This window comes from uncultured Cardiobacterium sp. (genome assembly GCF_938028185.1).
In the GTDB taxonomy this organism is placed as follows: Bacteria; Pseudomonadota; Gammaproteobacteria; order Cardiobacteriales; family Cardiobacteriaceae; genus Cardiobacterium.
Genome location: NZ_CALJAH010000035.1, coordinates 1 through 3,129 on the forward strand (window position 1 = coordinate 1; position 3,129 = coordinate 3,129).

Annotated in this window: 7 protein-coding genes; all 7 read right to left on the reverse strand. The window is 57.4% G+C overall.

Features of this window, described 5'->3' with window-relative positions:
* On the reverse strand, positions 1-234 hold a 234-nt coding region (locus Q0349_RS01215; RefSeq protein WP_298078956.1), incomplete at its 3' end, for a hypothetical protein.
* Entirely contained in the window at positions 221-523 is a 303-nt protein-coding gene (locus Q0349_RS01220; protein ID WP_298078957.1) for a hypothetical protein, read from the reverse strand. The genes Q0349_RS01220 and Q0349_RS01215, both read right to left, overlap by 14 nt.
* Positions 520-876 (reverse strand): hypothetical protein, encoded by a 357-nt coding sequence (locus tag Q0349_RS01225; protein WP_298078958.1) that lies wholly within the window; start codon positions 874-876, stop codon positions 520-522. The genes Q0349_RS01220 and Q0349_RS01225 overlap by 4 nt, the downstream gene beginning before the upstream one ends.
* Before the next feature lie 343 nt (positions 877-1,219).
* The gene (locus Q0349_RS01230) at positions 1,220-1,924 is read right to left on the reverse strand and encodes a KilA-N domain-containing protein (protein ID WP_298078959.1); all 705 of its coding nucleotides are present in this window, start codon (positions 1,922-1,924) and stop codon (positions 1,220-1,222) included.
* The gene (locus tag Q0349_RS01235) at positions 1,921-2,289 is read right to left on the reverse strand and encodes a helix-turn-helix domain-containing protein (protein ID WP_298078960.1); all 369 of its coding nucleotides are present in this window, start codon (positions 2,287-2,289) and stop codon (positions 1,921-1,923) included. Before Q0349_RS01235 ends, Q0349_RS01230 begins: the two co-directional genes overlap by 4 nt.
* Complete coding sequence (locus Q0349_RS01240) at positions 2,286-2,522, reverse strand: hypothetical protein (protein WP_298078961.1); 237 nt, start codon at positions 2,520-2,522, stop codon at positions 2,286-2,288. Before Q0349_RS01240 ends, Q0349_RS01235 begins: the two co-directional genes overlap by 4 nt.
* A 134-nt stretch (positions 2,523-2,656) precedes the next feature.
* On the reverse strand, positions 2,657-3,129 hold a 473-nt coding region (locus Q0349_RS01245), incomplete at its 5' end, for a hypothetical protein (RefSeq protein ID WP_298078963.1).

Below are 3,129 nucleotides of genomic sequence, written 5' to 3' on the forward strand. Positions count from 1 at the left end.
GTCGTCGATTTGGGTAAAGGCGGCGTCCAGCAGGGCATTCAGCGGTCGCCCTTTGGCGTGTTCGCGGGTCAGCCATTCGAGCAGGGCGGCGGCGCCGTTCGCTTCCATCGTCGCCAGCGTCAGCGTCATGTCCAGACGGGCGGCGTGTTCCGGTGGCAGGGTTTTGCCGGTGAAGGCGAGGCCGTCCAGTTCGGGCAGGATTTCCGCGTAGGCGTGGTAGTTACTGGATGGCATGGTCGCCCTCCTTCTCGCTACGGGCGAGCAGTTCAGCCAGGGCAGTGAGGCGCTGTCCGTCTTCGTCGATGTCGCGGGCGGCCTCATTCAGCAGGGCGATGAGTGAACGCCCTTCATTGTGGCCGTGTACCAGCCATTGCAGCAGAGCCGATGCCCCGTTGATTTCAGCAAAGCCAAAGGCAAGGGTTGTGCGCAGTTCGCGGCGGGTGGCGTCGTCCTTCACGTGCGCCCACGATTCGCCCGCCCCTTCGAGCAGGGGCAGGATTTCGGTGTGATCGCGGTATTTCATCGCCCCGTCTCCTTCGCCCAGGCGATGTGTTTGCGGATGGTCGCCAGTTCGGCCAGGACGTTGCCCGCCAGGATGGAAAAGGTAGCGAGCGCCCGCGCTACGTCATTTGCTGGCGTGTTTTGCTGGTAGGGCTTGAGTTGCTGCCAGTCTTCGGCCATGCGAGCGAAGGTTTCGAGCAGGTCGGTGAGGTTGTCGTTGGCGCACTCCGCACAGCTTTCCAGGTAGGTGAGATCGCGCGTGGGGAAGGTGTTGGTTTTCTCTTGCGAGTGGTAGTAGCTGCGGATAGCGGCGAGGGTTTCGGCGTTTTCCAGCAGGGAAGCGAGGCCGTTGTAGCGGCGGGTTTGGATGGTCATGGTTGCACCTCGTTGGTGTTGGCCGCGCTTTGGCTGCTAGTCCAAATGGCGGCGTGGTGACGGGGGTTAGCAGACCGGCCAACGAAACCGGCAGGCGCGAACGCCTCCCCCGCCCCCACTCCATCGGGTGCGGTTTTCGGGCATAAAAATGCCGTCTTGCGACGGTTTGCCCGTCGTTGGTTCAGCCTGCTAAAGCTGGCCGCTGATGTTGCAGCGGCGCGGCAATGTTGCCCGGTGGGGGCGGTGGTGTCAAGTGGGACGATACGGGCAAAGGGGGTCTCGTTTTGAAACTCCCTTGCCGGGGCCGCGATATTCCAGGATTTTCCCGGTTTTGGCGTGGCGTTCATTGCAGCGCCTCCGTGTAGTAGCGCAGGCGGATGGACGCGGCCATGCCTTGTAGGTGTACCTTGCGTTCGTGGTAGGGCTTGCCGTGCGCGATGAGGGCGGCGTTGGCGGCTTCCAGGCGGATGAGCATTCGCAGCGCGGGCGCGGGCAGGTTGTCGCGCGGGAGCGCTTCCCGCCTGCCCGTCAGAGCTTCATTGCACAAGAGCGCCTCGTTGCTGAAGTGATACGCTTTGGTTTCTTTGCCTGCCGCTGCCCGCGTGGTTTGCAGGATTTCCGCCATGACTTGCGCACCGATTTTGCTTTCTGCCCGTGCCGCCTGCCATGCGGGGCGTTCGGTCAGTAGCCGCCTGATGGTCTGGTCGCACCAAACTTCAAACTCAATGCTTATCCAGCGGGCAAAGCAAACCATGAGGTCAGGATGCAGCCATGTGCCGCCGTACTTGCCGCGCCGTGTCTTGATGAATGCCGGATAGCGTTTGGCGAGGCTTTTTAAATCCCTTGAATCCAAGGGATTTAGAACGGGCAATGTTTCGCCATTGTTCGCCTGTTTTTCCAATGCCATGAGATAGTCTTGCGTGCGCTTCAGGGCAAAGAAGTTATCCAGCCGCTTGCCGTGGGCTTCAGCAATTTCGGTGGCGTTAAACCACGCATCGCGGTTGGCGTGCAGGTCGATGCCTTCCCATTTCGGCGTGATAGCGTTCATTGCGCCCTCCGTGCCTTCCTGGCCGCATAGACGTCGCAGATGTATTGCCGGTCGGCATACCTGGCGATAACGTCCGGGGAAAGGGAATAGCGGGCATAGCGGGCGATTCTGCCGTCGCGGGTGTGCGATTCTTCGGGGGTGGTGATTACCGGCCAGCCATAGCGGCGCAGGTCAAAAATGGTGCGCGGGATATTGACGGTTGAAAGCCGGTCATAGGCTTCCCTTTGGGTGATGGTCTGCCCATCGAGCAGGCGGGCGAGCGTTTCAGCCGTTACGCTGTCCTTCTTGCGCGGGAAGGTTGGGGTATAATCAGCGCCACCTCGTAGATTGATGCCGCCCTTCGGGGCGGCTTTTTTCGTACTCATTGCTGGCCTCCATTGGCTTGCGCTTGCAGCCAGTCGAGGATTTCCCCGTACACAAAGAAGGTCGCCTGCTTCATGTCGGGATAGCGGCGAGGGGCGGGAAACTTGCCCGCCTTGATGAGGCGGCGGATGGTCATTTCGGATAGGCCGGTGATTCCTCTGCGGCTGCCTTTGCTGGCAATATCGGCCATTCGCAGATGCGCTTCGCGGGGAAGCGCAGTTAGGTGTGTTTGCATAACAATCTCCAGTTAGTTGATGCGCATGGCTGCGCGGTGTGGAGAAGGTTATTTATGTTTGCTGGAATGTTGGGGAATATTCCCAAAATAAAAGGAATATTCCCGCAAAATGGCGCAGTTGTGCGGGTTAGCGGCTATTGCTTCAAGCGTTCTTCGCCTTCTTCAATGTATTTTTGCAGCGTCTTCGCGGATAGGGTTTGCATTTTCCATCCCAACGTTTCCGCATGGGCTTGGATGTCGCCAACAAGGTTTTCAGCTGTTTGTTTTTTACTCCATTGACGGTTTTTATTTCCTAAAATCATTTGTGCCATAACGGCGATGATTTCATTTTGCTTATTGGTGGTTTTTGAGCTTTCAGGTCGTTTGGGTGTATTGTTTTTAATCAAACTATCAAGATGTTCTTTTCTTACAACAAGGGTGACATTGTCTAAGTCGTCTAGGGTTTTGGGGTATTCATGCAGCCAAAATCCAGCAGAATAAAATTTTATTGTGTAATTTATTTGCGCCGTAAGGTAATCATCCCAAACTGCTTCTTCTGCGTCTTTTTGCGGCTCTTCCGGTGGTGGAATAAGCGTTGTAAACCTAGCAGGCTTAAAGTACCCGTCGC